Here is a 24,275-nt window from a genome sequence, read left to right on the forward strand (position 1 = left end):
GAACGAACGTATTATAGCATGTTATGAACAATATAGTCCAGTGCTGAAAACGCCAATTTAACCAAATTAGGCTTTCTGTTCTTCTAGATATTTCTCCAATTTACGTTTTACACGCTGTAACGCATTGTCTATGGATTTTACATGCCTGTCCAAATCTTCCGCAATTTCCTGATATGATTTACCGTCAAGGTATGAAGTCAAAACTTCCCATTCAAGGGAACTCAAAATCTCACCCATCTTATTTTCTATGCCACGGAATTCTTCCCTGTTTATAATCAGTTCTTCGGGGTCGCTTATACTCTCCTCACTGATTATGTCCATCAAAGTACGGTCTGATTCTTCGTCAAAAATGGGTTTGTTTAAAGAGACATATGAATTTAATGGAATATGTTTTTGTCTGGTAGCAGTTTTAATAGCGGTAATTATTTGTCTGGTAATACAGAGTTCTGCAAATGCTCTGAAGGATGAAAGCTTGTCCCCTTTATAGTCCCGGATAGCCTTAAAAAGTCCAATCATACCTTCCTGAATAATGTCTTCTCTGTCTGCACCTATCAGGAAGTACGTTCTGGCTTTTGCCCGAACAAAGCTTTTATACTTGTTAATAAGATATTCCAGAGCTTGTTGGTCACCTGCTCTAGCCTCTAATATTACATCTTCGTCAACCATACCAGAATATGTTTGATAGACCTCAGCCTTTAAGTTTATTTTCAATACAGTTGCCCCCATTTTGGCTTACATAAGTATGGTAAGAATTACAACTAAATAAAGATATAGACACTCATTTAAAATTATAAGTGTCTATGTCCCATATGTCAAGTTACTTTACTTTACTGAATTTATCCGGCTCCCGAAAACCCCAGTTTTCCTGCCGAATATACTTTTATTGTGCTTTTATGGGGTTTACTTAAAAAATGTACTTCTATTTACCTCTTTGTTTTAGTATCTCATACATAACTATAGCTGCTGCAACAGATGCATTTAATGAGCTGATTTCCCCCTGCATAGGGATATTAACAACAAAATCACATTTCTCTCTTACAAGTTTACCCATTCCTTCGCCTTCACTTCCCACGACAAGAGCCATCGGGCCTTTCAAGTCGCTTTCGTAAAAAGCTTTTTCTCCTGTAGAATCAGTTCCAACAACCCAGACATTATTTTTCTTGAGATATTCTATAGTCTGGGAAATATTTGTTACCCTTGAAACCGGTACATACTCCACCGCCCCGGCTGATGCCTTTGACACTGCCGAAGTAAGTCCTATGGCCCTTCTCTTTGGAATAATTACCCCATGAGCTCCTACAGCATTGGCTGTTCTTAAGATTGCACCGAAATTATGGGGGTCAGAAATCTCATCCAGTATGATAATAAACGGAGGCTGGCCCTTCTCCTGAGCAGCTGCAAGTATATCGTCTACTTCCACATAATCCTTAACTGCAACATAAGCTATAACTCCCTGATGAGATCTGGTTGTAGACATTCCGTCAAGTATATTTTTGTCAACCTCAGTAGTAATAATCCCTTTTTGCCTTGCCATAGCTATAATCTGGCGAATAGAGCCTTCCTTTTCGCCCTTTGCTATAAACAGCTTATTTATTGTTCTGTTCGCTTTCAGAGCCTCCATTACGGAGTTTCTTCCCTCAAGCTTGTCACTTTCCTCTGGGACAACATTATCTTTTTCAATGTTTTCAAACTCGGTATCTTTTACAGGTGTCGCATAGGTTCCTCTCTTTGCAGGCTCACTCTTGAACCCCTTGCGTTCTTCCGGCTTTACCCCACGTTTTTTACTGTCTCCAGAAAAATTCTTCCTTCCATAGTCAGAAGTGGGGCCCTTTTTATCATAACGGGCATTACCTGGTCTTCTGTTTCTTGATTCTGCCATATTCTTAATTCCACGCTTTCATCGTTATTTGTTATTCTTCAACTGCCAGTCTTAAAATTTCCATAAGCCGTTCGTAGTTGTTTGTTAGGTATAAATATCCTATCAATGCCTCAAAGCCGGTAGAATACCTGTAATCTGTAACATCTGCATGTTTCGGAACAGTTGCCGATTTGGCATTGCGGCCTCTCCTGACAATATCCTGCTCGTCCGCAGTAAGTCTGTCGTTAACACGGTGAACTATATCTGCCTGAGACTTTGCTTTAACATACTTGACAGACATCTTATGAAGCATATTTACATTTGACTTGCTGTTTACTACAAGCATAGTACGTATATAAACTTCATAAACCGCATCCCCTATATAAGCTAAAACCAATGGCTGAAGATTCATCACATCCATCGGTTTAATATCGAAATCTTTGCGCATGTTTTGTATAGTTTCTTCAAACATTCATTTTCTCCAACTCTAATATGCCTTTTTATGCATATTTATTATACACGAAAGTAGCATATGTTAAAACAATTTTTATCCATCATTCCTTTTTGCTTACTTATCCACAGCTAAAACGTAAATAGAGTGATATTTAACACGTTATCCACATTGTCTTTATGTTGTGGACATGTTTTTCTGTGGATAATGTGTATAAATCTGTGTATATATTTAAAATAGGCTTATCCACCATGTGAATAATTCCGGGATAAATTACTGAATTATTCACACTTAATTGTCAATCCTACAGGACAATGATCGGAACCCATAATGTCACAGTATATTTCAGCAGCTTCAATTCTATCCTTTAATGCCTCCGATATGCAGAAATAATCTATTCTCCAGCCTACATTCTTTTCTCTGGCTTTGAACATATATGACCACCATGTGTAGGCTCCCGTTTTATCCGGATACAGAGTTCTGAAAGTGTCCACAAACCCCTGCTCCAGAAGCTCGGAGAATTTTTCTCTTTCCTCCATGGTAAAGCCTGCACTTCTTTTATTTGAACGCGGATTCTTTATATCGATCTCCTGGTGAGCCACATTCATATCGCCGCAAATTATAACAGGTTTAGTCTGCTCCAGCTGCTTCAGGTACACCCTGAAATCATCTTCCCACTTCATACGATATTCCAGTCTTTCAAGCTCTCTCTTGGAGTTTGGTGTATACACATTTACAAGAAAGTACTCCTCAAACTCCAGAGTTATAACCCTTCCTTCATTGTCGTGTTCCTCTATACCGATGCCGCAGGAAGATGATACAGGCTTTATTTTTGTGAAAATAGCCGTACCAGAGTATCCTTTTTTAACAGCATAATTCCAATAATGTTCATAACCTTCAAGCTCCAGTTCAATCTGTCCTTCCTGAAGCTTTGTTTCCTGAACGCAGAATATATCCGCATCTACCTCTTTGAAAAAATCCCAAAAGCCCTTGCCAATACACGCCCTAAGCCCATTGACATTCCATGAAACCAGCTTTGTCATAAGTATTTTCTCCCGTTGTAAAATAAATTAAATAAAGTATATCATAAACGTAAAAAAATTTCTTCTAGTTGAGATTTGCCCCGAATGCCTTTGCAATTTTAATTAAGCAGACATCCAGCCATTTAACATCTCCAGCATGATTATACCAGTATACATTGTCAATACCTGCATTTTGGCTCAAAAAAGCAATAGCTTTAGCAAGCTCATTATAGTCATCAAGTACAGCCACCTTTACAAAACCGATTTTTCCGTTTAAATTTATCTGATACCATCCGTTGTCTGTTTCCCCTGTCACATGTACAAGGCTCCCCACATTTATGATTCCTATGCCTGCTGTATTATCAAATGGCTGTTCATTTACCGTAGTTTTAACTTTTGCCTTTTTAATTGCATTTACAGGTTTAATAATCGCTTCGGGCTTTTGGTCTTCGAAGAAGTTCAGTCTGCCGAAAGTATTAAATGATGGAAAAACCTGTGTTTCAACCACCCCATAAAAAGTTCCTCTTGCATGAATAATTCTGCCGTTTCCCATAAATACACCTACATGAACTATACCCGAACTCGTTTTATTAAAACATAAATCTCCTGCCTGTAAATCCTTTGATTCTATAGGCTTGCATAGCTGAGAATAAATTGCCTGTGCAGTATAATCAGCGGTATTTGCAATAAGCCCCATTTTCCTCAGGGTATAAACAATTAGTCCTGAACAGTCATAATATTCTTTTCCCAACCATCTTTCAGCGGAAAAGCTGTTAAAATAGTAATGGGATTTCCCAAACCGTTTAACCAGTTCTGCCAAGGCTTCCTTCGTCAAAGGCTTATCGTTCTGTCCTCCAAAAACATAGCCGCTGCCAAGCTTTGACCTGACAATTCCTATAAATTCCTGCAACCTGTTCATTAAATCACTCCTTCATATACTATTAAAAAATGTCTATTAACATAATATGAAGGAAAGCGCAAAAAAACACACCTTGGTTTTGCCCAAGGTGTGAAAGGATTTGAGAAATATATAAATTTTACTTGTTATCAAATTACAAAAGCTTTAATTTAGGCCCATTTGCAGTATCTTCTACTGCATACCCCATAGCCTTTAATTCGTCTCTTATCTCATCTGAACGTTTCCAGTTCTTTTGGGCTCTGGCTTCTTGTCTTTCTTCCAGTAGTTTCTGAACCTCGGGACTTATTTCCGTTTCACCTGTGTTGTCCTTCTTTTTCTCCAGATTAAATCCGAATATTTTGTTCATTTTAGTAAGAAGCTCATATATCTCCTGTGACTTTTTACCGTATCTGATTGCGTTCCAAGCCACTCCCAGAGCCTTTGGAATATTCAGGTCATCATTTACGGCATCTTCAAAATCACTGAGGAGTTCTTTTACAACGGCACTGTCAATCTGTTCCTTTCCATCCTTGTGAGAAAGTACACCTTCCACAAACCTGTCATAGGAAACCTGTGCCGACTGCATAACATCCCATGTAAAGTTCAGCTTGTTTCTGTAGTGGGCGTTCAGACACATATATCTGAATGCCATAGGGTCGTAACCCTTTTCCTTTAAATTGTCTATGGTATAAGTATTACCAAGGCTCTTTGACATTTTACCGTTGTTAACCATCATAAATTCACCGTGCATCCAGTAATTTACTGCCGGTTTTTCAAGAAGTGCCTCTGACTGGGCAATTTCATTTTCATGATGAACGGGTATATGGTCAACTCCGCCTGTATGAATATCAAAGGTATCTCCAAGATATTTTCTTCCCATTGCAGAACACTCAATATGCCAACCGGGATATCCCATTCCCCATTCGCTTGGCCACTGCATGATGTGTTCCTTTGGAGCCTTTTTCCATATAGCAAAGTCCGCAGGATGATGCTTTTCCTCATTTACCTCAACTCTTGCTCCTGCAATCTGGTCTTCAAGGTTGGCCCTTGAAAGCTTTCCGTATTCGTCAAATTTTTGTATGTCAAAATATATTCCATCGCTGGTTTCATATCCATAGCCCTTGTCAACAAGACCATGAACAAATTCCAACATTTCCGGAATATGCTCAGTTGCTTTTGGTACTATTTCAGGAATCTGTATATTAAGAGCCTTTATATCTTTCATAAAAATGTTAGTATAGTATTCTGCGATTTCCCAGGGCGTCTTTTTCTGTTCACGGGCACCCTTTACCATTTTGTCCTCGCCCTCGTCCTCATCTGAAACAAGATGACCTACGTCTGTAATATTCATAACATGTTTAAGGCTGTATCCGTTATATTCCAGAACCCTCCTGAGTATATCCATAAATACATATGTGCGGAGGTTTCCTATATGTGCATAATTATAAACGGTAGGACCACAGGAATATATACGTACCTCTTTATCATCAATAGGCTTGAAATCTTCTTTTTGCCTTGAAAGTGTATTGTAGACCTTCATTTCTCTTCTCCTCTCATGTACATCTATTTATTAATTGTATTATTATCATTCTTTTTATTCAAGGGCTGAGAATTCCCACCTGACACCCTTTCACTGTTGCATATCATATTTTCAAAATGCTGCAAACGATTTGCGAGTTTACATATCTCCTGTGACAATGGATCCGGCATGTGTATCTGATCCAGAGACTCGGACGGACAATCAACTCTCTTACCTGCCTTTTTAACAGTTCTCCCTTTTACCCCTACCACTGTGGAATATGGCTCAACCTCAAAGGATACAAAAGTATTTGCTCCTATGGTTGAATTATCTCCAATATTGAAGGGCCCTAACACCTTTGCTCCTGCCCCAATAAGTACATTATTCCCAACTGTGGGATGACGTTTCCTGCCCTTGTCCTTACCTGTTCCTCCAAGGGTAACTCCGTGGTAAATTGTACAGTTATCCCCTATTTCCGCTGACTCTCCTATAACAACACCCATTCCGTGATCTATAAACAAACCGCTACCTATTTTGGCACCGGGATGTATCTCTATACCTGTAAAATGTCTGCCAAACTGCGATATAAACCTGGCTATAAAAAACCTTTTCTTTTTATAAAACCAATGAGCTATCCTATGATATACAAGAGCATGAAAACCCGGATACAGTAAAACGACCTCCAGTGTACTCTTCGCAGCAGGGTCACGACTCGCTATTGATTTCGCATCATACATCAGACCTTTTTTCATACTTTATCCTTTATATATAAATTAAATTCTAAATCATTATATTCTTAATTCAAAAAATCAATCCTGTACAGCTATAGTAATTTTAACAGTTTTAATTTTCTATGTAAATAAGGATACATTGACAGTATAAAGCATAATAAAAAAGGAAGGAACTAAATCCTTCCTCTTTCACCTTACAGTTGCTACGCTAGTCCTCGCATCCATTCACATCTTCAAGTAAAAGCCTTTCTTGATCTGTCGCACCGGGGAAATCAAATTTTTGAGGTGGATAGAACTCATCATATGGAAAATCGAACGTATCAAACAATTCACATGCGTTGTCATCTGTTCCTGCAGGACAGTGCTTATGCGGATATGAAAAATCGAAAGCAGGTATTAAGAGTGGTACAACCCTTGCAAGACTAACTATTGAGAATAATCCTACTGTAACGTACACTCTTCTTGTAAGTACAGGTCCAGGCTGTGGGCCGGGTCCTCTTTCCATTTCCCTGTCATCATCCAGTTTGTCTAAACAGCTCTTTGTTCTTGCAGTTAACGGAATAGGCTCAGCAACTTCTATCTTACAGAAAGGCAGGTTACTTTGCTGCAGCTCGGCATTTGATTGGATGTCCAGTGCCCTTGGCTGGTAAAGTGACTTAAATATCTTAACTCCGCCTTCTGAACCGAATAATATTATTTTCTTGTCGTAGGATATGTTGCCTTCTACTGAAGTTATCTGAATTCTTTCTCTGCCTCCCACAGTTATTCTGGTAAAGAAATCAAGTGTTACAGCTATAATAAATTTGACATCTACAGCATAAAAGCCTCTCTTAAATGGAACTGCTTCTATATCCGTTATAACATCATTTACCTCTGCCGTTCTAATTTTAACGTTAAAGGAATCATTGATAGCACGAACTTCAGCATCCGTAAGACGATCAAAATATACTCTTGCATTTTCTATACAATCCCTATCCTTACATGAATCGTATATTTTTTCAGCATGTACACCGACGGCTTCTCTTATTTTACTGAGATCTCTCTCACAAATAAGCCCCGAGACCACTCTGTCATTATCTTGACCCATAAAAATCCCCCTTAATTGCAGTTGTTTGATGATTTCCCTTAATTACATATTATGTTATTTAAACAAATGTGTGATTACTTTGTTTTGTTACTAAACAGCTAATTTTAAGCATATATATTAATGATTGGAGGCCGATAAATATGTACAATCCCAACAACAAACAATTTGTATTTAAAGATTCCGAGGGCAAGCTTTGGAATTTTTACTATGATACCAATCAGGGAATATGTTACAGCGTATTTTCTAAAAGATTCGCCTGGTCGGAGCCCAGAGTAGTGCAGTCAGAAGCCTATGAGCAATTCTATGTGGAAATCGATGAAAAGGATTGCTTCCATATCATTTATCAGGATAAGAAAGGTAATATTATTTATTGTTTTATGCAGCAAAATGAAACAGTTAAGGCGTTACCCGTCCTTACCAGTAAATCACACTCTGTATTTAACAAACATTTATCGTTGATTGTTGCAAATAGTTCCGTACATATTTTCTTTATAATTGAACATAACGGAATATATATGCTGTCCTATCAGACAATAACCGATGGTGTTCCTGTTGCACCCAAAAAAGTGGATAATATAACTATACTCCCAAACCCTTACACGGTTGTTTATGACTTGAATGATGATATATATGTCTTTTACCATATATCTGACGGAAAGAATAACCAAATAGGTTACAAGAAGTATTCTACGGTTAATAAAACCTGGAGCGAGTATTCACAAATTACCATGTTTTCCTCCAACAGTCAGAATCCGAGAGTAGTCGTTGACAGAAACGGTATCTTCCATATCTGTTATGTAAGAAAACAGGATAAACAGTTTCAGTTGGTATATCAACAAAAAATACCGGACAGAAACATGTGGACATCTGAAAGCATTCTGGCAGCTTCGGGTACTCCTATTTCCAACTTTTCAATACTATCCGTAAAGAGTAGCCTGGTGATATATTACCTTAAGGATGATGCCCTTAATTCATTTATATCAAATGATTCCGGAGCCAGTTTCACAAAATCCCCTAAAAGCACCTCTCTTTCAAGGCAGCATATTTGTGTCAGATATAAGTCAAATAGCCTATATGAGCATGTCCAGTCCAACGAAATACCAGCCACATTTGTAAACGGCTTTAAGTTAATGTTTACACATGATTCCATGGATTGGGAAAGCGGTCTTAGCACTGATGAAATGAGAGCCATTATAACAACGGAACTTAAATTATTGAAAAGACAGGTAGCAGATTTAAAAGAAGCCCAAAATATTATTTTTAATAATATTAAAGCTATTGAGTCAAATCAACAGAATATGGAGCTCTCTCTTATGAAAGAAATATCTAAAATACTGATAGGCATGAAACCGGGAAACCCGAGTACCGAACCGATAGAGGCAAATAGAAGCACCTACGTAGCAGACCTTCCGAATAATATAAAGCGAACTAACAATCCCTATACCCAATCCTTTACCAATCTCCCAAAATCCCGAGAAGAATTGAAGCGTCTATTTTCAGACAGGGTTAAGAGAAAGGTACGCTTGATTAAAAATTTTAAAGGAGTATGGAAAATAAAAAGAAAAAAAGATAAGTAAAAGGGGCATATAAATGCCCCTCGTCACTTTAAGTTAGTCCCAAAATGGCGTCCCCAGTATTTTGACACCTAGCCCGAAGCTAGGTGGGTGTCCCGGTGGTATCTTCAGCCTTCCTTCGCCGTTGCACAACGTTCACGCCGTGTGTCGGAATTACATAAGGCCTGACATCGTATACCAGACAGCAGACTCCCTTATGAAAGATGTAGGTTCAAAATAAAGGTTTCATTCGCTCATTTCAGGATAACTGTTATTCAATTTTTGAAAGTTCACCAGTCGTATATCTGACTGCTTTCGATGGATTTATTATAACATCGGTTCCTATCCATGTAAAACAGAATCTAAATAATATATCGGGTAATAGCGACTGTTTTCTCCCTTATAATTTGTCTAATATAATCTTTCATACTTATTCTTTGAAAACCCCGAAATAACTCTGTATACTTCCTTTACGGGAGTATTGATACGAGCGGCTTCCGCCTTTATTACGCCAAGAAATTCTTCTGGAAATTTCAGACAAAGCCCACATCCTCCTTTAGCAATGCTGCACGGAGTAGACAAAATTTCAAAATCATATCCTTTTTTTTCAAGCTCAGAATTCAGCTTGTAAACATAATTTCCAGATTCTAATATTGCAATACACTTCATAAAATCCACTCCAATTCCGTAATATCCTATACCCACAATTAGTTGCTCTACATTACATAATATTGAAATGGCTTTTAAAAAGTTCCGCAAATGTTTTTATTTCGACATACCTATTTTATTTAACCTTGCATGATAAAATAAATACTGTTGGGCGTACCCTGTAAGGTTTCCGAACTGCTTTGAGGCAAATTGCTGTATTTCTTTGAGACCTGATTCCTTTTTAAGATACAGTTCCTCCATGACACGTTTCACCCAAACGTCAATTGGAAAAACATCATATTTCAATCCGCTGAAAAGCAATATACAATCGGCAACCTTGGGCCCAACACCGGGAAGCTTCATTAGCTCCTTACGTGCCATAGCTGTGTCCATGCCCCTTAAATTTTCTTCTGTTAAAATACCTTGTGCCATCAAGGCAGATGTCTTGTGAATATATTTGCATCTGAATCCTGCCTTACACTGCTGTATATCCTCCAATGACATATTTGAAAGTGTTTCAACATCCGGAAAGCTGTATGCGTTCAGTTGCGGGTCAATACACTTGCCTTTTAAAACAGAAAGAGTGTCTACTGTTTTCATTATTCTTGGTATCATGTTATTTGCAGATATTATAAATGAGATTAGTATTTCCCAGAAATCCTGTTTTAGAAGACGTATACCCCAGCCTGTTTTTATTGCTTCTTTCATTATTTCATCCTGCTCAAGGATAGTTTTGATTTTTGAATAATTAGTACCAAGGTCAAAATATTCATACCAAATGTCTATAAAATCCTGCTCTCTGGAGTTGGTTATACATAGAATCTCGTTATTATAGCTTACATTTACCAGCCGACCTCCCGCTATTCCTCTATAGCTTCCGTCCTCCTGTCTTATCCATCTGAAACACTGTCCGCAGTCGAATATGTGCGTTAAATTGAAGTCCTTAACATTCTTTACGTAAAGGTTTCCATCTGCGGTTTCAAGTGTATAGCCTTTATATTCCATTTTCATTCCTCCCCATTACAATAGTACCCGTCATATGATCGGCAAAACAATATGTTATATCCATAAAGACATTATATTAAGAATATTAATTACAACCCGGAATATCAATGGTTATGTGTGGGAGAAATATTTCTTTAAAGCGCATTGTTTCAATGATATAATTTGAAAATATGGTGTATTTCACTTTTCATATTATAGCGGAGGTTACAATGAAGGAGAAAATATATACAATACCTGTGTCAGATGCTTTTGCAGAGGACTGCGAGTGTCCCCTTTGCGTTTTGGAAAATAAGCTGGAGAATGAGTGTATAGAATATGCTCTTGGACCATCCCTGATGGAACCTGATATGAGACAGGAAACAAATGAAAAAGGGTTTTGCAAAGACCATTTTGAGGCTATGTTCAATAGTCAGGCTAACCGCCTTGGCCTTGCCCTCATGATTGATACTTTTATGCAGGAAAAAAACAAAAAGTTTCAAAACATATTTGAACAACGTGTTGGCTCACTAAAAAAGGATGCTAATGCTGGGCTTATGAAGAATATATCAAATAAAATTTCATCAAAGCAGACGGAAACGGACAAGTTGGTGCAGGAGCTTGTAGGCGAGCTTGATAAGATAGAACACAGCTGTTCAATATGCAGTAAGCTTGAACACACAATGGACAGATATATAGATGTTATTTTTTATTTGTATTTCCGGGAGCCTGATTTCAGGGAAGTCTTTGATTCTAAAAAAGGTTTTTGTCTGAAACACCTTAAACAATTGCTTGTATCAACAAAGAAATATCTTAATACAAGCGAGACAGCTATATTTACTAAAAAGCTCATGGAAATGCAAATCTCCAACCTCGATAGAGTAGAAAAGGAAGTTGATTGGTTTACAAAGAAATTTGACTACAGGTATAACGACGCACCTTGGGGAAACTCAAAGGATGCTGTTTTAAGAAGCATTCAAAAAATAAGAGGAAATTGCAATTTAAAACAGTAACATTTTATATAAAAAATAATATTATGTAAAGTAGATAGACAAATGTCTATCTAGCCTTGAGCACCAAGTGACTACCACCAATCCTGTACCGGCCCTCCCCCTGGCACAGTTATCGAGTCGTAACATGCTATGCCCGTCAAAAAGGTTATGATTTATCACCCTTTCAGGTGCTCAAGGTATTTATTTAATTCATTTTTATTACTTTCCTATGCTAGTTAAATCGTAAGGTGTTTCCTGATATACATAATAGTTGAGCCAATTTAAAAATAAAAGGTTTCCATGGCCTCGCCATCTTACGATAGGCTCCTTTGTTGGATCATCCCCGGGGAAGTAGTTTTTTGGAACCTCTATATCCATATCCCTTTCTACATCTCTCTCGTACTCAAATTTGAGTGTGTAGGGATCATATTCAGAATGTCCTGTAGCAAATATGTGACGTCCATCTTTTGATGCTACCAGATATACCCCTGCTTCTTTGGATTCAGCCAGTATTTCCAGTTTGTCAATCTTTGCTACATCCTCATGAGTAATCTCCGTATGTCTGGAATGGGGTACAAAAAACACATCGTCAAAGCCTCTGAGTAGTTTGACATGCTCCTTTATTTTAGTGTGTTCAAATACACCAAACATTTTCTTAGGCAAATCACGTTTTGCTACGCCGTAGTGATAATACAGACCTGCCTGTGCGCCCCAGCATATGTGCAGTGTAGAGTATACGTTTTTCTTACTCCAATCCATTATCCGTTCAAGCTCTTCCCAGTAATTTACGTCTTCAAAGGGCATTTGTTCAACAGGCGCTCCTGTGATAATCAGTCCGTCAAAATGCTCTCCTTGTATCTCGTCAAAGGTTTTATAAAAAGTTTCAAGGTGTTCCTCAGGAGTATTTTTTGACATATGGGATGCGGGATGCAGCAGTACAATTTCCACCTGAAGAGGTGTGTTTCCAAGAAGTCTGAGCAGCTGCGTCTCCGTGGTTATTTTAGTCGGCATTATATTTAAAATTGCAATTTTAAGCGGTCTTATATCCTGATGGTATGCCCTGTCCTCAGACATGACAAATATGTTCTCACTATTCAGGGTTTCCACCGCAGGTAGATTGTCAGGGATTCTGATTGGCATATTGACCTCCATCTATTAAATAAATAAAATGTAAAAAAAGTGCATAGTATAAATTATATTATTCAATAAGGAAAAGTCAACAGCCAGTCAATATAGGTTTTTTACCTGCTCTTCTCAAGTGCCTGTTCTATGTCATATATAAGATCATCCGAATCTTCAATACCTATAGAAAGTCTAATTGTTCCGGGCGTTATTCCTGATTTTAAAAGTTCATCTTCCGAAAGCTGGGAATGAGTAGTGCTTGCAGGATGTATTACCAGAGATTTAGCATCTGCGACATTTGCAAGTAATGAGAATATTTCCAAGTTGTCTATAAATTTCTTTGCAGCTTCAAGGCCTCCTTTTATTTCAAAAGTAAATATTGATCCTGAACCCTTTGGAAAATATTTTTGTGCGAGTTCAAAGTATTTATTTCCTTTCAGGCTTGGGTAATTTACTTTCTCCACCAAGGAGTGTTTTTCAAGATATTCCGCTATCTTTTTAGAATTGCTTACATGTCTTTCCACCCTTAGAGATAGTGTCTCCAGTCCCTGTATAAATAAGAAGGAATTAAAGGGGCTGATAGCTGCGCCTGTGTCTCTAAGCAGCTGAACTCTGGCTTTTGTTATAAATGCCACCCCGCCTAACTGACTGAATACAACCCCGTGGTAGCTTGCATCAGGTGTTGTAAAACCGGGGAATTTATCTCCAGCAGAATAGTCAAATTTACCTCCGTCAATGATTACTCCACCAATAGAAGTTCCGTGTCCTCCTATGAATTTTGTTGCAGAATGTACAACTACGTCTGCTCCGAAATCTATAGGCCTTACCAGATATGGTGAGCCAAAGGTGTTATCAACTATAAGGGGGATACCATGCTTATGTGCAATGTCTGCTACAGCTTGAATATCAATTAGATTTGCATTTGGGTTACCTATTGATTCAATGTATAGTGCTTTTGTTTTGTCAGTAATAGCGTCTTCAAAGTTCTGGATGTTATCAGGATCTACAAAGGTTGTTTTTACTCCATATCTTGGAAAGGTTGCCGCAAAAAGGTTATAAGTTCCTCCATACAGGGTGTTGGCAGCTACTATCTCGTCTCCGACTCCGGCAACATTTAATACAGAATATGTTATTGCCGCTGATCCTGATGCAACCGCAAGTGCCCCGCTACCGCCTTCAAGTGCTGCAATCCTTTTTTCAAATACGTCGGTTGTAGGGTTCATCATTCTTGTGTAAACATTACCGGATTCCCTTAATCCGAATAAATCTGCTGCATTATCTGAATCTTTGAATACATAGGATGTTGTCTGGTATATAGGCACTGCCCTTGACCTTGTGGTCGGATCTACTTCCTGTCCTGCGTGAACCTGTAATGTGTCAAAACTGAGTTTTCTGCTCATATATGGTATCCCCCTTTATATGCTAGTAAGTTTATAGGTTTTATTATATTAATATAATAAAACCAAATTATATTTTAGTCAATACCTTTTTTATAAAATTTAAAATTATTTTATTTATATTTATACGAATTATATATTATATTTATTTTAAATGCCCGAATTTTGTTTTTTGTACGTCAAGCATTATATCAATAACTTTTAAGTATAAAAAAAGGAATACCTCTTTTGTGAAGTATTCCTTCTACTCTTAAATTATTTTACTTATTTTACTGCAATTTAAAATATATAAAGCTTCCGTCATAATCTATATCTCGTACCTGTTCATTCTGCATAACGAGATAGTTTGTTTTATTCTTATACAGGTCAATTATGACTTTACCTTCCGCAGTAAATGATTCTGTTATACCGGGAGTTACTTTTCTAAATTCTGTAGCTTCATCCATAGCATCATCCAGACTTCCATCAAAGCCATAATCCATAGTCCCTATTATTGATGCATTGTCAGAGGTTTTTATTCCCCATATGTAGGGATCCCAACCGACACTAAGATAAGCTGATCCTTCTCCTTTAACCTTTGTAAGCTGAGCGTTTTGAACTTCCCATAGAACATCTATTACAGCATACTCATGGTCAGCCCTATCCTTCGCAGTGATTCCCATTTGTTCCAGTTCATCCAGTGTCACCTTTTTAAAACTTTTAACAGTCATTGAGAAGGTAGCAGATATTTTGTCACTTAGGAAGTCCTTTGTTTCACTCCAAGTATATTTTTGGTTCAATGGAACCGGGTTATTAATAGTTCCGAGAACTGTTGACGGATTAATAAGATTGTTTGCGGTCTTTTCTCCGTATATGGAGCTTAAATGTTTCTTAACTTCAGTTTTCTGACTACTTGTAAGACTCTTTACCTGAATTGCCTTTGTTGTTGTTGCTACTGCATTATAGGCGTATGTCTTCTTGTTTTTTGTTTTGAGATAAACACCACCGCTGATATTAGAAACACTTAATGTAGTCTTACTGCTAATTACCAGCAAGCCTTTCAGGTTAGCGGTATTCAACTTCTGTTTTGAATCGTAGCCCTTTGAATACTGCGGAGTAAGTATCTTTGCTGTTGAGCCGTTTGGTATGTTCAGCATTTTGTAGGTAACACCGCTATACTTGTAACTATTGATATACTGTAGATTTTTTGTTTCAAGGGTTTTTTGATATGCCTTTATGATGTTAAGCTCTGAAGATGTCAGTTTTGCTGATGCAGCCGTTATGGGAACAGCAAATACAGATAATACAAGACAAACACTTAATACAAATGCTAATATCTTTTTCATATCCAACCTCCTAGGTTTTTATATCCAAATAATAGCATTGTGTTAAAATCTAGTCAATATATGCCTTTTTTCACTTATTAGCAAGAGGTTGTCTCGATTGTTTTATCTCCGCAATAATCCAAGTAATAACCGGTATTATCACCTGCATTGGGAATGCATAGTACGGATAAACTTTGAGGACCCAGTAATTCATTTCAATTATATTGTGATAAACAAAATATGAAAAATAAATCATCAGTAGTCCTATTTGAATAACAATTGACTTGTAATCCTTTAAGTTGAACATTTGACTGATTCCTTTACAAGCTCCCAATAAACATACTGAAGTTTTCACAAAAATGCCTATTATGAATACAAAGGATACCGTAACCTCCACCCCTTGTAAAAAATCACCAACCCTGATTCTGCTGACAGCTTCATAAGAAGGAAAATAGAAGCTGCCTGCCAGATTCCCTAGTACTGCGATATTCCTCATTGTTACTATGATAATCATAAATGATGCAATAAAGGTTCCCCATAAGTAAACCTTTTTTGGTGATTTTTTGGTCTGAAGAGAATTAAAAATGAAAAGGAAGACGACAGTCTCAGCCATGGGAAAGGAAAAACTTATAAACGATCCTCTCATCACCGGGGCCAATCCATTCCCGAGAACAGGTTTAATGTAATTTAGGTGAAGCTGGGGTATTCCTAATATCAATACAACCACTACAATAAAAATAATCAACGGTACAAAAATAGATGCAGTCCTGCTCATAACCTCAACCCCAAGATAAACTGCAGCTATACACACCAGTCCCAGACAAAACAAGGAAATAAACATAGGGGTTTCAGGCAAAGCTACTACTTTGATGAACTCCCCAAAATTCCGCAGTACAAGTGCTCCCAGATGAAAGGTGTACCATATGTATATGGCGGATAAAATTTTACCAGCTATTTTTCCAAATAAAATACTGAAAATTTCAAACAAATCCTTTCCCGGAAAAAGTGCCAACAATCTTGAAAATATAAAAAGAAGCGGAATAAAGAATACAGTTCCTAATACGCCCGAAATCCATGCATCATTTTGAGCATCTCCACCTGTTCCTATAATCATAGTGCTGCCGATAATAAATATAATTAGCGTGATTATTGCTTCTTTATCTGATATTTGCTCTCTTCCCATTTCAAAAAACCTACTTTCCGAATATTGAAGTAATCAAAGTCTCTATAGGCTTAGCTGGACTCGGTATTTTAACATTAAAGGATATTAAAGCGGCTATGATAAAAGATAGTAACCCTAAGAAACTATTGAGCCAGAAGTCATGCCATAATTTCTTCTTATATAACGGAATAAAATCAAATATAACCAATAATGTATAACCGATTACTACAAAAGTTATCAATGCTTTAGCCACCTTTTTTTAATGTTTTCACTAAAATAGAGCTGTTTTTTATACGTACTTTAACATTAACATCTACCTCTAAATCTCTAAAAACGTCATCCCATTTGTCTGATACCCTATTCCATTCCTTTATATTATTTTCCCTAAGCTTCTCGCCAAACTTAAACACATCTGCACCATATTCCGATTGGATTTTCTTAATCAAACCGGTTATATTTTCTTTTGTTGATTCTGAAGCTCCGGCCTCCAGTTCACTTACAGCTTTTTCCTCTATAAAGTTCTCATTCCCTTCAACTTCATCAACTCCCACACTTGTTTTGATGTCTATTCTAAATTTAAGCTTACCTGCCTCGACAACCGGTTTTACTTTTGTTTTGTTGCCGAATATTTCAAGGGAAACAGGAGCCGATATATTTTCTCCCTTTTGTTCAACCAGAACTCCTCCCTTTAACTGGTCTCTTATAAATAGGAGAAATTTTGTTTCATCCCCGCTTAACTCGCCGGCAATTTTATCATTTTTTATAATCGCTGTGCCTATTACCTTAGGAACTATACTGCCGTTTATTTCCTCAAGATGTACAGTGGGAATTACAGTTGAAATACCTTTAGTCTGCCTTTCTATACTAAAATTTAATATATCCATTTTGGGGGCTTTGCTAAGGCTATTTTGATTTTTTATTATATCTTCCAGCGCAAAAGACTTTATGCTCTCGGTTATTTCCTCTCCCTCAAATATTTCTTTCGCCGTATCCTGTTGTGAGTATAATATATTTACGTCATCCCTTATTTCAGCATCCCGAACGAAAACATCAATAAACTTTGTAATTCCTTCCTCTGCCACGTCTTTGCTTAAAATTACCACTTTACAATGGCTCCAGTAAAGTTTCTTTCCGGTTGTTGATATTCCGTTTCTAATGGCATCCAATACGGTTTTTCCGTTCATTGATACCAGTTTTGGCGTTGATTTTGTTTCAACTCCGCCACCTACCTGTACAATTTCAGCAGTTACGATGTATAGTCCGTCAGAATCTTTATCTATAGCTGCTCCCGCAACTATTGCGAGCTTGTCTAATTCTCTGTAGTTCCAGCATCCGGCAGTAATAATTAAATTTATAAAAATAATGCTTGCCATAATAACAAATTTAAGTTTTTTCATTTATTTTTATTTCCATTGTTTTTATTTGAGACTTGTCTTGTCAAATCCTTTGAAAAGATTTTGGGTCTTAGGGTCATATCCCACCAGGGTGCACGAATCCAAGCATCTTGTCCGTCATGGTTTTTAGCCCGGGTACTACCCATCATGTATGGAATACCAAAAGAGCGAATACTCATCATGTGAAGGTACATGACAATAATACACATCAGTAATCCGTATATACCTAGGAATGACGCTCCCAGCAAATAAAAAGTACGAAATACAATAGTGGAACCAATTATGTTCATGTTTATTAATGTTGTAATTCCCGTAAGTGCGGTAATTATGATTACCGGAGCACTGACCAGTTTTGCCTGAACTGCAGCCTGCCCTAAAACCAGTGTCCCTACAATGTTTACTGCCTGACCTACAGGCCCGGGCATTCTTGTACCTACTTCCCTTAAAATATCAAATATAAATAGCATAATGAACAATGAAAGAGATGTCGGAAATGGAACACCCTGTCTGGAAGAAGAAATGCTTACCAGCAACGGAGTCGGAAGCATCTCCTGATGAAATGTCACAAGAGCTAAAAATATTGCCGGTATAGTAGTGGAAGTTACCGCTGTAAAGCCTCTTATTAAACGATTTATGTTTGCGAAAATATAGTTATTGTAATAGTCTTCACTGGCCTGAAAATTCTCCCCGCCAGTAAATGGCATTGTTAATACAAACGGGCTTCCGTCTACAAATAAAGCAACTCGCCCTTCAAGAAGTTTAGACGCTACAACATCCGGCCTCTCATATGCTCCTACAGTCTCAAAAGGCGAATAGGGAGCATCCTTAATAAGCTCCTGAATATAACCTGAATCCAAGATTCCGTCAATCTTTATTTTATTTAAACGTTGGTCAAGTTCAGTTAATACTTCTTCTATTGCCAAACCTTCCACATAGCATATACAGATGGATGTATGCGTTCTTTCTCCCAATTCCCTGAATTTGAACTTCAAATCAGGATTTTGGATTTTTCTACGTACCAACGAAAGGTTTACCGTCAGTGATTCCGTAAAACCCTCTCTGGGGCCACGCACAACCTTTGAGGATTCAGGCTCCTCAATTGACCTTTTTTCCCAGCCCTTGGACCCAATGACCAGACCTTTATCATATCCCTCCAAAATAAAAAGGGTATCCCCTTTAATTATAGAGCTCACCATCTTATTGATATCTGTCTCAATTTTTACATTGTTTGATACAATGACGTTTTCCTTTAGGGCCTCCAACAGATTATTAACATTAATATCTTCAGCAAGATTATTGCGTAAAACAGGCTGAATGATATTTTCATTTACAACCTCTGTATTAATCATTCCCGATATATAAACAATACAGCACTTGGCTTCCTTAACAGATTTATTCTGAAATTCCCTTGTTATAAGGGTCTGATCATCCTTAAATATGTTTTTAAACAGTGATATGTTCTCCTCCAAAGATACCGTCAAATTTTTTGCTTGAGGAGAAGTTCCGGCTTGCTCAGCACTATCTTCAGGATGGTTCATCTTATACTTTTTCGAGCCTTTTTTATACATAACATCATCACCGATCAAATTTTCTAAAATAACAATTTTAGTTATTTGCAATTTAGTGATAAATTAAACAAATTTTATAAATTTTTCATATAGATAAAATAAAACCCTAAAAAGCTAGAATAATCAGCCTTTCAGGGTTTATTTCACGTTTTTTACTTTGCAAGCTTATATATTTCAAGTACATCCTGCCAGTAAAGTTTTTTGAGGCCTCCGATTGAATGTTCTCTACCATATGCCTCACCGGTCGCTTTTTGGGCCATAAGCTCATATTTGCTTTCCTCTATACCGATTTCTGTGAGAGTTGCCGGGAGACCCATTTTTTTATAAAATTCACGGAGTCTTGCGATTCCTTCCATTACTATGGCATCAGGGTCACGATAGCTGCCTTCTACGCCCATTACGTTAACAGCGAACTGTACAAACATATTAATGTTTGTCTTATAAACATACTGCATCCATGCAGGAGTTAATATTGCTAGACCCGCACCATGTGCAATATCATATATGGCACTCAGTTCATGTTCCATATCATGACAAGCCCAATCCTGAGCCCTTCCTAGACCCAGTATGTCATTGTGTGCTATAGTACCTCCAAAACCAACCTGACACCATGCATCATAATTTTCAGGGTTTTGTGAAACTATTAATGCATTTTTCATAATGGTTTTAAGAGTTGTTTCACACAAGCCGTCTGTAAGGTCTGTATGAGTGGTATTTGTGAAATATCTCTCAAAAATATGGCTCATCATATCAGCTACGCCATTAGCAATTTGATTTTTTGGAAGTGTAAAAAACAATTCCGGATTTACTATACTAAGAACAGGTTTAAGATAATTACTGCCATATCCCTTTTTAATCTGTTTTTCTTCGTTGGTAATTACTGTATGCGGGCTGGATTCACTTCCTGCTGCTGGTATTGTCAGAATTGTGGCAACGGTTAGAGCAGCTTTAATTTCACCGCCCTCTTCATAAAACTTCCATATATCATCATTGCATGCGCCTAGCGCTATCGCCTTTGCAGAGTCTATTACACTTCCTCCGCCTACTGCAAGTATCAGGTCTACGCCTTCTTTTTTACAAAGTTCGGCCCCTTCCTCAGCTAAAGACAACCGTGGATTGGGAACTACACCGCCCAGTTCAACAAATTCTATGTTATTTTCCTTCAGGGAAGCAACCACCTGATCGTATAGTCCGCTTTTCTTGATACTATTTCCGCCATAATGTAAAAGTGCTTTTTGGGTATATGGTTTAATTAAACTGCCTATCATTTTTTGGGTGTCCTTACCAAATACAATACGTGTGGGTAGATGCATATCAAAGTTTAGCATAGTCATTTTCCTTTCTCACTTACTATTAATTTTCCAAGTATTATTATACTTATTTTTTACCTTAATTATTTGGCCCCATCTTCAATTAGGATGTTGATGAAGCCTAATATTTTAAGTATAATAAAATTGTAAACCTTAACGTAAACTTTAAGTCAATAGTAATTTTAATATACAGGAGGATATTTAATGGACTATTCTATAAAGCAAGTATCTGAAAAGACAAATTTAAAAGCCCATGTTTTACGCTATTATGAAAGAGAAGGACTGCTTCCTAATGTATCCAGAAGTGAAAGCGGAATACGTCGGTATTCGGAAGAAGACCTCGAATGGCTTGGTCTTATCTGCTGTCTCAAGAATACCGGAATGTCCATTAAACAGATCAGAGAATTTGTCGCACTGAGCACTCAAGGAAAGGGAACTCTGAAGCAGCGTTGTGATATGCTCATAGAGCATAAAAAGACCGTTAAAAGTCAAATTGAGGAAATGAATAACCATTTGAAAAAAGTTACTCATAAAATAGAGTATTTCACTTCCCAGTATGAGGAGTATTTGGGTAAATAGAAGGGTGAAATTAATCAATAATTTCACCCGAACAACCCTCATAACTTTTACCGTTTTTACTTTTACATTTAAAATACGGAGAATAGTTTATTTTATGATAGTTCAAGATATCTATTTTATGCAAATTGCAATAGCCTTGAACACCCTTTACTCGTTTTATTAGTTTTGCCTTTTCAAAATGTCTGCAATTCATTTTTTTCACCTTTCTCTTTTATTTTTTTTAATTTTCCGTAAAAGTCTTATAAAACTGATAAAACCTCTCTGCACTCTTTTCATTCCCGAGTCCTCTATAAGCCCTGCTTATCAGCAAATATACCTCCGGATTTTCAATATCCTTTCCAAGGGCTCTTTGGGCCAATTCCAGTGATTTTTCATAGTTGTTAGCATCAAGAAAAGCCTTTGCCCTTAAAATAAAATTTTCTAAATTCTCTTCATTCTTATTATTCAAATGGGAGTTTTCAAATTCCATTAGTACATTTCTTATTTTGTCTGCTGAAAACGGTTTCTGTACATATGCAACGGCACCTAAATTGGTACAGTCCACGGCATTCTTTACGGTTGCATATGCTGTGATAATTATTACAGGTGTCTTTATACCGTTTTCCCTTATCCTCTTTAAAACCTCAGTTCCTCTTACCCCCGGTAGTTTTATATCAAGGAAGGCCAAATCAAAGGTGTGGGTGGTAAATAACTCCAGAGCCTGTGTTCCGTCACTTGCAGTCAAAACCTCATATCCTTCAAGTTCAAGGCACTTTGTTAATATCATCCTAATATTCTTTGTATCATCAACTACAAGAACTTTCTTCATTTAATATTTGTTCCTTCCTGCTATGTTCAGTGTAAAGCCGAAACTGCTTCCAACGTCAAGACGGCTCTCGCACCATATCCTTCCATGGTGTGCCTCAATTATTTCTCTTACTACTGCAAGCCCCAATCCTGTTCCTCTTACCTCAAAATCAGCATCCTTTACCTGTACAAACTTTTCAAATATATTATCGATGTATTCCTCCGGAATACCCAGTCCTGTGTCTTTAACGGTGACGCACATCATATTATTCTTATCTACACTGGCTGTTACGCTTATTTCATCTCCAGCATTGGTATACTTTAATGCATTTGAAATCAGGTTATTCAAGACCCAGGTTATTTTTTCAAAATCTGCTACAACGTAAGGCATATCTTCTTTACATTTAAAATAAAGTGTTTTATCCTGTTGCTCTGCAATTTGATAAAATGGTTTTATGGCACATTCGATAATATCGTCAATTGCATATTCCTTAATTTTAAATATTGCTTTTCCTGACTCAATTCTTGTTAATTCAAGCAAATCATTCACAAGCTTTGTAAGCCTGTCACTATCTTCACGTATGGCCTTGATAATTTGCTTCTGGTCATCATTCAAATGCCCCATTCCTTCATCAGACAATATATCCGTTCCCATGACAATAGATGTTAAAGGTGTCTTAAATTCATGAGATATTGTGGCAATAAAATCAGTTCTTATTTTTTCAAGTTCTTTTAGATGAGTTACATTCTGAAAGACTGCTATTATTCCTGAAAGATTGGCATTATTATCTTTGACGGTTGTAACAATAATATTAAAATAGTAATCCTCCCTGTTTGCTTTCACCGCAAATATTTTTTGCTCCGTCTCACTCCCGGACCTAAAGGTGTCTGAAATAAAATCAAATATCTCTCCATTTCTTATTCCTTCAAGGAAATGCTTGTTTGTGAGTATTTCCTCGCTGACATTGAATATCTTTTCAAATGCATCATTCAGTAAAATTATCCTGTACTCAGTGTCAAGAAACACCAGGGGGTCAGAAATACATTTAACAATTGCCACAGACTTGTTTTTTTCTGCAAGTAGGTCTCCCATGGTGCTCTGTTCATATTGCTGCAGCCGTTTAGTCATGTTATTAAATTCTGCCGAAAGCTCACCGATTTCATCTTTTACAAATATATCTGCCTCCTGATTAAGGTCCCCGGCTTTTACCATTTTCATTGTCTGAGTCAAAAGGGTTATGGGTTTTAAAAATCTATCCGTAAAATACCTTGATACTGCAAATCCTCCTATAAAAGCCACGGTAGATATTCCAAGGACAAGGTACATTGAATCCTGAGCATTTTTAGTAGCTTCAGCCTTGCTTTTAAACATTGACTTTTCATTTAGAACGCTCAGTTGTCTAAGCTCGTTTTTAGTATTGTTAAACTCTTTGCTCATTTGGGTATTAAAAAATTCATTTGCTTTTGATATACCCTGTTGACTGTGTATTTCTTCTAAATCAAGGAAAAACTTCATATATCTTGTGTAGGATGCCTTAATGGCATTTACTATGTCTTTTTCCCCTTTTTCAGTAATATTATTGGAATCTACATTGTACCATTTAAAAAACACTTCACTATTGTTTGTAAAAAGCTCTTTGCCCTTTTGGGTATCAACATTTATATATAATAACGCTGCGCTGTCCTGCCGTTCTATAGCTTCCATCATCATATTGGTAGCATTTATACTCTTATAGTTGGATATCATCAGGCCATCAATGGCTCTGCTTAACCTAAACAAATTCACTGAAGCAGTTATCCCCACTACAGCAATAAGTATAACGAGACTTAAATATAATAGCGAAACCTTACCTTTAAGTGTCTTAATCATTATTTATCCCCTGATTTAAATATCTTGTATTTAGTATATTGTC

At 37.1% G+C, this 24,275-nt stretch carries 22 protein-coding genes and 1 other RNA gene; 3 read left to right on the forward strand and 20 right to left on the reverse strand.

What is annotated here, in order from left to right; genetic code table 11:
* Window positions 1-66: 66 nt before the first annotated feature.
* The 8 genes from sigH to CLO1100_RS18885 all read right to left on the reverse strand — a co-directional run bounded on the left by sigH (window position 67) and on the right by CLO1100_RS18885 (window position 7,566).
* Window positions 67-711: an RNA polymerase sporulation sigma factor SigH gene (gene sigH / locus CLO1100_RS18850; RefSeq protein WP_014315365.1), complete on the reverse strand. Its 645-nt coding sequence runs from the start codon at window positions 709-711 to the stop codon at window positions 67-69.
* A gap of 208 nt (window positions 712-919) precedes the next feature.
* Window positions 920-1,879 (reverse strand): 23S rRNA (guanosine(2251)-2'-O)-methyltransferase RlmB, encoded by a 960-nt coding sequence (rlmB, locus tag CLO1100_RS18855; RefSeq protein ID WP_014315366.1) that lies wholly within the window; start codon window positions 1,877-1,879, stop codon window positions 920-922.
* 31 nt (window positions 1,880-1,910) lie between these two features.
* On the reverse strand, window positions 1,911-2,330 hold the full coding sequence (locus CLO1100_RS18860; protein ID WP_014315367.1) for a ribonuclease III domain-containing protein: 420 nt from the start codon (window positions 2,328-2,330) through the stop codon (window positions 1,911-1,913).
* 260 nt (window positions 2,331-2,590) lie between these two features.
* Window positions 2,591-3,352, reverse strand: a complete 762-nt coding sequence (locus tag CLO1100_RS18865) for an exodeoxyribonuclease III (protein ID WP_014315368.1) — start codon at window positions 3,350-3,352, stop codon at window positions 2,591-2,593.
* A gap of 64 nt (window positions 3,353-3,416) precedes the next feature.
* Window positions 3,417-4,250 (reverse strand): NlpC/P60 family protein, encoded by an 834-nt coding sequence (locus CLO1100_RS18870; RefSeq protein WP_014315369.1) that lies wholly within the window; start codon window positions 4,248-4,250, stop codon window positions 3,417-3,419.
* Window positions 4,251-4,383: 133 nt separating this feature from the next.
* Window positions 4,384-5,769 carry a cysteine--tRNA ligase gene (cysS, locus tag CLO1100_RS18875; RefSeq protein ID WP_014315370.1) on the reverse strand — a complete coding sequence of 462 codons (1,386 nt, stop codon included), beginning with the start codon at window positions 5,767-5,769 and terminating at the stop codon, window positions 4,384-4,386.
* A 23-nt stretch (window positions 5,770-5,792) separates the two neighbouring features.
* Window positions 5,793-6,500 carry a serine O-acetyltransferase EpsC gene (epsC, locus tag CLO1100_RS18880; protein ID WP_014315371.1) on the reverse strand — a complete coding sequence of 236 codons (708 nt, stop codon included), beginning with the start codon at window positions 6,498-6,500 and terminating at the stop codon, window positions 5,793-5,795.
* Between the two features lie 187 nt (window positions 6,501-6,687).
* Window positions 6,688-7,566: a hypothetical protein gene (locus CLO1100_RS18885; RefSeq protein ID WP_014315372.1), complete on the reverse strand. Its 879-nt coding sequence runs from the start codon at window positions 7,564-7,566 to the stop codon at window positions 6,688-6,690.
* A 140-nt stretch (window positions 7,567-7,706) separates the two neighbouring features.
* Here CLO1100_RS18885 and CLO1100_RS18890 point away from each other — a divergent pair, with 140 nt between their 5' ends.
* Complete coding sequence (locus CLO1100_RS18890) at window positions 7,707-9,143, forward strand: FHA domain-containing protein (RefSeq protein WP_014315373.1); 1,437 nt, start codon at window positions 7,707-7,709, stop codon at window positions 9,141-9,143.
* Between the two features lie 32 nt (window positions 9,144-9,175).
* Here the strand turns inward: CLO1100_RS18890 and ssrS are convergent.
* From ssrS to CLO1100_RS18900, 3 genes are all read right to left on the reverse strand, one after another.
* Window positions 9,176-9,388, reverse strand: a non-coding RNA gene (gene ssrS / locus CLO1100_RS20385) — 6S RNA.
* A gap of 142 nt (window positions 9,389-9,530) precedes the next feature.
* Window positions 9,531-9,788 (reverse strand): DUF3343 domain-containing protein, encoded by a 258-nt coding sequence (locus tag CLO1100_RS18895; RefSeq protein ID WP_014315374.1) that lies wholly within the window; start codon window positions 9,786-9,788, stop codon window positions 9,531-9,533.
* A 96-nt stretch (window positions 9,789-9,884) separates the two neighbouring features.
* A complete protein-coding gene (locus CLO1100_RS18900; protein WP_014315375.1) occupies window positions 9,885-10,772 on the reverse strand; it encodes a DNA glycosylase in 888 nt (295 codons plus the stop codon).
* Window positions 10,773-10,981: 209 nt separating this feature from the next.
* Here CLO1100_RS18900 and CLO1100_RS18905 point away from each other — a divergent pair, with 209 nt between their 5' ends.
* Window positions 10,982-11,761, forward strand: coding sequence for a DUF6062 family protein (locus CLO1100_RS18905; protein ID WP_014315376.1), 780 nt, complete (start codon window positions 10,982-10,984; stop codon window positions 11,759-11,761).
* A 198-nt stretch (window positions 11,762-11,959) separates the two neighbouring features.
* On the opposite strand, the gene metA is transcribed toward CLO1100_RS18905, so the two are convergent.
* From metA to CLO1100_RS18945, 7 genes are all read right to left on the reverse strand, one after another.
* Window positions 11,960-12,880 carry a homoserine O-succinyltransferase gene (gene metA / locus CLO1100_RS18910; protein ID WP_014315377.1) on the reverse strand — a complete coding sequence of 307 codons (921 nt, stop codon included), beginning with the start codon at window positions 12,878-12,880 and terminating at the stop codon, window positions 11,960-11,962.
* Between the two features lie 101 nt (window positions 12,881-12,981).
* Window positions 12,982-14,262 carry an O-acetylhomoserine aminocarboxypropyltransferase/cysteine synthase family protein gene (locus CLO1100_RS18915; protein ID WP_014315378.1) on the reverse strand — a complete coding sequence of 427 codons (1,281 nt, stop codon included), beginning with the start codon at window positions 14,260-14,262 and terminating at the stop codon, window positions 12,982-12,984.
* Window positions 14,263-14,528: 266 nt separating this feature from the next.
* Window positions 14,529-15,584 (reverse strand): hypothetical protein, encoded by a 1,056-nt coding sequence (locus CLO1100_RS18920; protein WP_014315379.1) that lies wholly within the window; start codon window positions 15,582-15,584, stop codon window positions 14,529-14,531.
* A gap of 70 nt (window positions 15,585-15,654) precedes the next feature.
* Complete coding sequence (locus CLO1100_RS18925) at window positions 15,655-16,746, reverse strand: endospore germination permease (RefSeq protein ID WP_014315380.1); 1,092 nt, start codon at window positions 16,744-16,746, stop codon at window positions 15,655-15,657.
* A gap of 224 nt (window positions 16,747-16,970) precedes the next feature.
* On the reverse strand, window positions 16,971-18,122 hold the full coding sequence (locus CLO1100_RS18935; protein ID WP_014315382.1) for a Ger(x)C family spore germination protein: 1,152 nt from the start codon (window positions 18,120-18,122) through the stop codon (window positions 16,971-16,973).
* Window positions 18,119-19,687: a spore germination protein gene (locus tag CLO1100_RS18940; RefSeq protein WP_041700336.1), complete on the reverse strand. Its 1,569-nt coding sequence runs from the start codon at window positions 19,685-19,687 to the stop codon at window positions 18,119-18,121. The genes CLO1100_RS18935 and CLO1100_RS18940 overlap by 4 nt, the downstream gene beginning before the upstream one ends.
* A 152-nt stretch (window positions 19,688-19,839) precedes the next feature.
* Window positions 19,840-21,015: an iron-containing alcohol dehydrogenase gene (locus CLO1100_RS18945; protein ID WP_014315384.1), complete on the reverse strand. Its 1,176-nt coding sequence runs from the start codon at window positions 21,013-21,015 to the stop codon at window positions 19,840-19,842.
* A gap of 186 nt (window positions 21,016-21,201) precedes the next feature.
* Between CLO1100_RS18945 and CLO1100_RS18950 the strand changes: the two genes are divergently transcribed.
* Entirely contained in the window at window positions 21,202-21,576 is a 375-nt protein-coding gene (locus tag CLO1100_RS18950; protein WP_014315385.1) for a MerR family transcriptional regulator, read from the forward strand.
* Between the two features lie 220 nt (window positions 21,577-21,796).
* On the opposite strand, the gene CLO1100_RS18960 is transcribed toward CLO1100_RS18950, so the two are convergent.
* Both CLO1100_RS18960 and CLO1100_RS18965 read right to left on the reverse strand, forming a co-directional pair.
* Window positions 21,797-22,384, reverse strand: a complete 588-nt coding sequence (locus CLO1100_RS18960) for a response regulator (protein WP_014315387.1) — start codon at window positions 22,382-22,384, stop codon at window positions 21,797-21,799.
* A complete protein-coding gene (locus CLO1100_RS18965) occupies window positions 22,385-24,232 on the reverse strand; it encodes an ATP-binding protein (protein WP_014315388.1) in 1,848 nt (615 codons plus the stop codon).
* Between the last annotated feature and the right edge of the window lie 43 nt (window positions 24,233-24,275).

The organism is Clostridium sp. BNL1100 (assembly GCF_000244875.1).
Classification (GTDB): Bacteria; Bacillota; Clostridia; order Acetivibrionales; family DSM-1351; genus Ruminiclostridium.

Bases quoted from the DNA above. Each gene is read 5' to 3' on its own strand.
- CLO1100_RS18960 (WP_014315387.1), bottom strand. From the start codon at position 22,384: ATGAAGAAAGTTCTTGTAGTTGATGATACAAAGAATATTAGGATGATA.
- CLO1100_RS18870 (WP_014315369.1), bottom strand. From the start codon at position 4,250: ATGAACAGGTTGCAGGAATTTATAGGAATTGTCAGGTCAAAGCTTGGC.
- CLO1100_RS18920 (WP_014315379.1), bottom strand. From the start codon at position 15,584: ATGAAAAAGATATTAGCATTTGTATTAAGTGTTTGTCTTGTATTATCT.
- CLO1100_RS18895 (WP_014315374.1), bottom strand. From the start codon at position 9,788: ATGAAGTGTATTGCAATATTAGAATCTGGAAATTATGTTTACAAGCTG.
- CLO1100_RS18945 (WP_014315384.1), bottom strand. From the start codon at position 21,015: ATGCTAAACTTTGATATGCATCTACCCACACGTATTGTATTTGGTAAG.
- CLO1100_RS18890 (WP_014315373.1), top strand. From the start codon at position 7,707: ATGTACAATCCCAACAACAAACAATTTGTATTTAAAGATTCCGAGGGC.
- CLO1100_RS18885 (WP_014315372.1), bottom strand. From the start codon at position 7,566: ATGGGTCAAGATAATGACAGAGTGGTCTCGGGGCTTATTTGTGAGAGA.
- CLO1100_RS18915 (WP_014315378.1), bottom strand. From the start codon at position 14,262: ATGAGCAGAAAACTCAGTTTTGACACATTACAGGTTCACGCAGGACAG.
- CLO1100_RS18860 (WP_014315367.1), bottom strand. From the start codon at position 2,330: ATGTTTGAAGAAACTATACAAAACATGCGCAAAGATTTCGATATTAAA.
- CLO1100_RS18925 (WP_014315380.1), bottom strand. From the start codon at position 16,746: ATGGGAAGAGAGCAAATATCAGATAAAGAAGCAATAATCACGCTAATT.
- CLO1100_RS18900 (WP_014315375.1), bottom strand. From the start codon at position 10,772: ATGGAATATAAAGGCTATACACTTGAAACCGCAGATGGAAACCTTTAC.
- metA (WP_014315377.1), bottom strand. From the start codon at position 12,880: ATGCCAATCAGAATCCCTGACAATCTACCTGCGGTGGAAACCCTGAAT.
- epsC (WP_014315371.1), bottom strand. From the start codon at position 6,500: ATGAAAAAAGGTCTGATGTATGATGCGAAATCAATAGCGAGTCGTGAC.
- CLO1100_RS18865 (WP_014315368.1), bottom strand. From the start codon at position 3,352: ATGACAAAGCTGGTTTCATGGAATGTCAATGGGCTTAGGGCGTGTATT.
- cysS (WP_014315370.1), bottom strand. From the start codon at position 5,769: ATGAAGGTCTACAATACACTTTCAAGGCAAAAAGAAGATTTCAAGCCT.
- rlmB (WP_014315366.1), bottom strand. From the start codon at position 1,879: ATGGCAGAATCAAGAAACAGAAGACCAGGTAATGCCCGTTATGATAAA.
- CLO1100_RS18950 (WP_014315385.1), top strand. From the start codon at position 21,202: ATGGACTATTCTATAAAGCAAGTATCTGAAAAGACAAATTTAAAAGCC.
- CLO1100_RS18940 (WP_041700336.1), bottom strand. From the start codon at position 19,687: ATGTATAAAAAAGGCTCGAAAAAGTATAAGATGAACCATCCTGAAGAT.
- CLO1100_RS18905 (WP_014315376.1), top strand. From the start codon at position 10,982: ATGAAGGAGAAAATATATACAATACCTGTGTCAGATGCTTTTGCAGAG.
- CLO1100_RS18935 (WP_014315382.1), bottom strand. From the start codon at position 18,122: ATGAAAAAACTTAAATTTGTTATTATGGCAAGCATTATTTTTATAAAT.
- CLO1100_RS18965 (WP_014315388.1), bottom strand. From the start codon at position 24,232: ATGATTAAGACACTTAAAGGTAAGGTTTCGCTATTATATTTAAGTCTC.